At 45.1% G+C, this 3,658-nt stretch carries 3 protein-coding genes; all 3 read left to right on the top strand.

Annotated elements, in window-relative coordinates:
• A partial coding sequence (locus tag IJN28_08100) for an Lrp/AsnC family transcriptional regulator (GenBank protein MBQ6713729.1) occupies positions 1-243 on the top strand: 243 nt, incomplete at its 5' end.
• Between the two features lie 86 nt (positions 244-329).
• On the top strand, positions 330-1,286 hold the full coding sequence (locus tag IJN28_08095) for a polyprenyl synthetase family protein (protein MBQ6713728.1): 957 nt from the start codon (positions 330-332) through the stop codon (positions 1,284-1,286).
• A 477-nt stretch (positions 1,287-1,763) separates the two neighbouring features.
• Positions 1,764-3,413: a lactate permease LctP family transporter gene (locus tag IJN28_08090; protein ID MBQ6713727.1), complete on the top strand. Its 1,650-nt coding sequence runs from the start codon at positions 1,764-1,766 to the stop codon at positions 3,411-3,413.
• The last annotated feature ends 245 nt before the right edge of the window (positions 3,414-3,658 follow it).

Below are 3,658 nucleotides of genomic sequence, written 5' to 3'. Positions count from 1 at the left end.
CTGGAAGAGATCGGTTCCTTCATGGCGAAGAATCCGGAGATATCGCATTGCTATGACCGTGTTGTTGTACCCGATTGGCAATATAACCTCTACACGATGGTGCATGCACACAGTCGTGAAGAATGTAAAGAGATCGCGGCAAGACTTGCGGAAAAAACAGGTCTGACGGAATATACGATGCTCTTTAGCGTAAAAGAATGGAAAAAAACGAGTATGCGTTATTTCCATGATGAGCATAAATAAAAACGGCGGAATACGGATGTGTATTCAAAAAATCTCTTGGATGAGAAAATGAGTGTTTGTAGGTGATGGGATTGGCAAAACAAAGTATGTTTGATGTAATTAAAGATGACTTGGCACAGCTTGAGGAAGAACTTTTGGCGATATCGCAGACTCCGACGATGTTGATCACACAGATCGGCACGCATCTGGTGAAAGCGGGCGGCAAGCGTCTTCGTCCTGCGCTGTATTTTTTGGCGGCACATTCTCGCGGTGAAAAAGTCGAGAACTTGCAGTCGCTTGCGATCGCGCTTGAACTTATTCATATGGCGACATTAGTACATGATGATGTCATTGACGAAGCGTCTACTCGCCGCGGTATTCCGACGGCAAATGTCAAGTGGGGCAACCAGATGTCTGTACTTACAGGCGATTATATGTTTGCCAAAGCATTCGCACTCGTTGCGGAACACAGATGTCAAAAAGAAGTTCTCCGTTCGCTCAGCGATGTTATCTGTTCCTTGAGTGAAGGTGAGATCATCCAGAACTCGGAAGCATTCGATCCGAAACAGACGGAAGAAGAATATGCAGAACGTATTGCCAAAAAAACAGCCTACTTCATTGCTGCCAGCTGTGAACTCGGTGCGATCGTTGCCAAACACAGCGAGGCAGAGATTGAAGCACTCAAAGAATATGGTTATTGCCTCGGTATGGCATTCCAGGTAACGGACGATATCCTTGATATCACGGCATCTTCCGAACAGCTCGGCAAACCGGCAGGCAATGATATCGTACAAGGTATGGTCACACTTCCTGTTATTCGTGCACTTGCTGTCAGCGAACACAAAGAAGAACTTGCCGAGATCGTTGCGACACGCGGTATGTCTGCCGACATGGTCAAACGCGGACTGGAACTTATCAAGGCTACCGATGCCATTGAATATTCCTATAACCGTGTTGACGAATATTTGAATCGTGCGAAAGAAGTATTGCCGACGAACCTTCCGGCCGATATTCGCAAAACATTTGAAGAAGTCGTTGACTTCGTTGGGAAACGTAATTTCTGATTTATATAAAAAGGCTTTCTCTGAAAAAGAGAAGGCCTTTTTTCTGTATAAACGAAGGAATATTATAAAATTCATCATCATATCAATCAGTATCTTGCGAATATGCCCTGATTTTTGCAAAAAAATAAAAAAATTTTCAAAAAATTTCATCAGGTGAAAAAAATGAGAGATATGACGAAAAATACAGATAAATAAAGGGCGCATGACACTTTTTATATAATGGTGCAGAATAAAACGCATAACAGAAAGGAATGACGGTAGTCGCAAAAGCGATAAAATTCAGAAAAATTGGAATTAAACAGCAGGAATCGTGAAAAAAACGGCGAAATTTATATACAGTTAATAAGGCAGTGTATTTTATGTATGCCTTGATACACAGGAATTATTTTAACGAAAAAGACAGAGGGAAGGAGGACTACTTAGTAAACTGTATAGTAACATGACTTAAGAGACGAATAATAAGGAGAGTGTAAGTCTATGTGGACACAAATTTATGATCCTATGGGAAGTCTAGGATTGTCAGCTCTGTTTGCTGCGATTCCGCTTCTGGTTATCTTGGTAATGCTCGGTGTTATGAGAGTTAAAGGTCAGATCGCTGCAGCGTGCGGCGTTCTTTCCGCAATCGTAATCGCAATCGTAATTTATGGTATGCCGGCTGGTTTGGCTATCAATTCTACCTTGTATGGTGCGGCTTTTGGTGTATTCCCGATCTGCTGGATCGTTATTACAGCAGTTTGGATCTACAACATGTCTGTTGAATCCGGCGAATTCGAAATCATCAAAGCTTCGATTTCTTCGCTTACAGAAGACAGACGTTTGCAAGCACTCGTTATCGCAGTAGCGTTCAACTGCTTCCTCGAAGGTACGGCAGGTTTCGGTACTCCGGTTGCTATCACGGCAGCAATGCTTGCAGGTCTTGGTTTTAACCCGATTTTCGCAGCAGCAGTTTGCTTGGTTGCTAACACGGCTCCGGTAGCTCTCGGCGGCGTTGGTATCCCGACAGTAGTTGCAGCTTCGGTTACAGGTCTTGACTTTACGACGGTTGCTAAATACGGCGTAACGCAGACCGGTCTTCTCGCTCTTATCGTTCCGCTTTGGATCGCTGTTATGATCGGCGGTTGGAAACGCGTCGGCGAAGTTCTCCCGGCAGTTATCGTTTGCGGTGTTGTATTCGCAGTAACGCACGTTGGTATCGTTTACTACGTCAATGCATACATTACTGACCTCTTATCGTCCATCATCTTGATCGTTGTTTTGGCAGGTTTCTTCAAAGTTTGGAAACCGTCGAAAATCTATCGTTTCGACTTTGATGCTCCGGTTGACACAAACAGCACACAGAAATGTCCGTACTCCGCTGGCGAAATCGTTCGCGCATGGGGTCCGTACATCATCCTCGCGGTTCTCGTATTCCTTTGGGCAGATGCTAAAATCATCGGCTTCAAAAACGTACTCGTTGGCATGGATAAAGGCTTCTCGTTCCTCTGGCCGGGCCTTCATAACGAAGTTATCAAAACGATCCCGGTTGTTGCAGCTGACACGCCGTACGGCGCGAAATATGCTCTCAACATCGTATCGGCAACCGGTACTGCAATCCTCTGCTCCGGTATCCTCGGTCTCTTCTTGATGCCGAACTACGGTTTCGGAAAAGGTATTGCTTGCTTCTTCCGCACGCTCAACCAGCTTAAATGGCCAATCTTCACGATCGCTTGCATCCTCGGTTTGGCTTACATCATGAACTACTCGTCCATGAGCTACACGCTCGGCTTGGCGTTCACGGCAACTGGTTCGCTCTTCCCGTTCTTCTCGCCGCTCCTTGGTTACCTCGGCGTATTCTTGACGGGTTCCGATACTTCCTCTTGCGCACTGTTTGCAGCAATGCAGAAAACGGCTGCTGAACAGCTTTCGATCGACCCGAACCTCTTGGTTGCAGGTAACGCATCCGGTGGTGTTTGCGCGAAAATGATCTCGCCGCAGTCCATCTCCGTTGCATGTGCAGCTACTAACCAGATCGGTCAAGAAAGTGCTATCTTGCGCGCAGTAGTAGGACACAGTATCTTGATGGTATTGATCCTCGCAGTATTGATTTATCTCCAATCGAACGCTCTCGGATTCATGCTTCCGGGTTAAGTACGGTGGATGTAGTGGTGCAATGAGTGATTTGTCTAGTCACTTTAAGACGCACGAAACATATGAATCATTTAAAGGAAAAGTCCCCTCGATAGAGGGGCTTTTCCTTTTTGTATATGAAAAAGAAAGAGTGTTGTCTGCTCTATTGTGTTAATAATAAGATGAATAAGGTGGCGATAAGTAAGAAGGTGGCACTTAAGCTGAGGATTTAAAAAGAATTTGCCTGTTGAATGAAAAAAAGATTG

The organism is Selenomonadales bacterium, from assembly GCA_017442105.1.
Classification (GTDB): domain Bacteria; phylum Bacillota; class Negativicutes; order RGIG982; family RGIG982; genus RGIG982.
The sequence above is the reverse complement of the archived record's forward strand: the minus strand, read 5'-3'. Positions and strand labels throughout refer to the sequence as shown.

Coding starts and splice junctions, on each gene's coding strand:
- IJN28_08090 (MBQ6713727.1), top strand. CDS start 1,764: ATGTGGACACAAATTTATGATCCTATGGGAAGTCTAGGATTGTCAGCT.
- IJN28_08095 (MBQ6713728.1), top strand. CDS start 330: ATGTTTGATGTAATTAAAGATGACTTGGCACAGCTTGAGGAAGAACTT.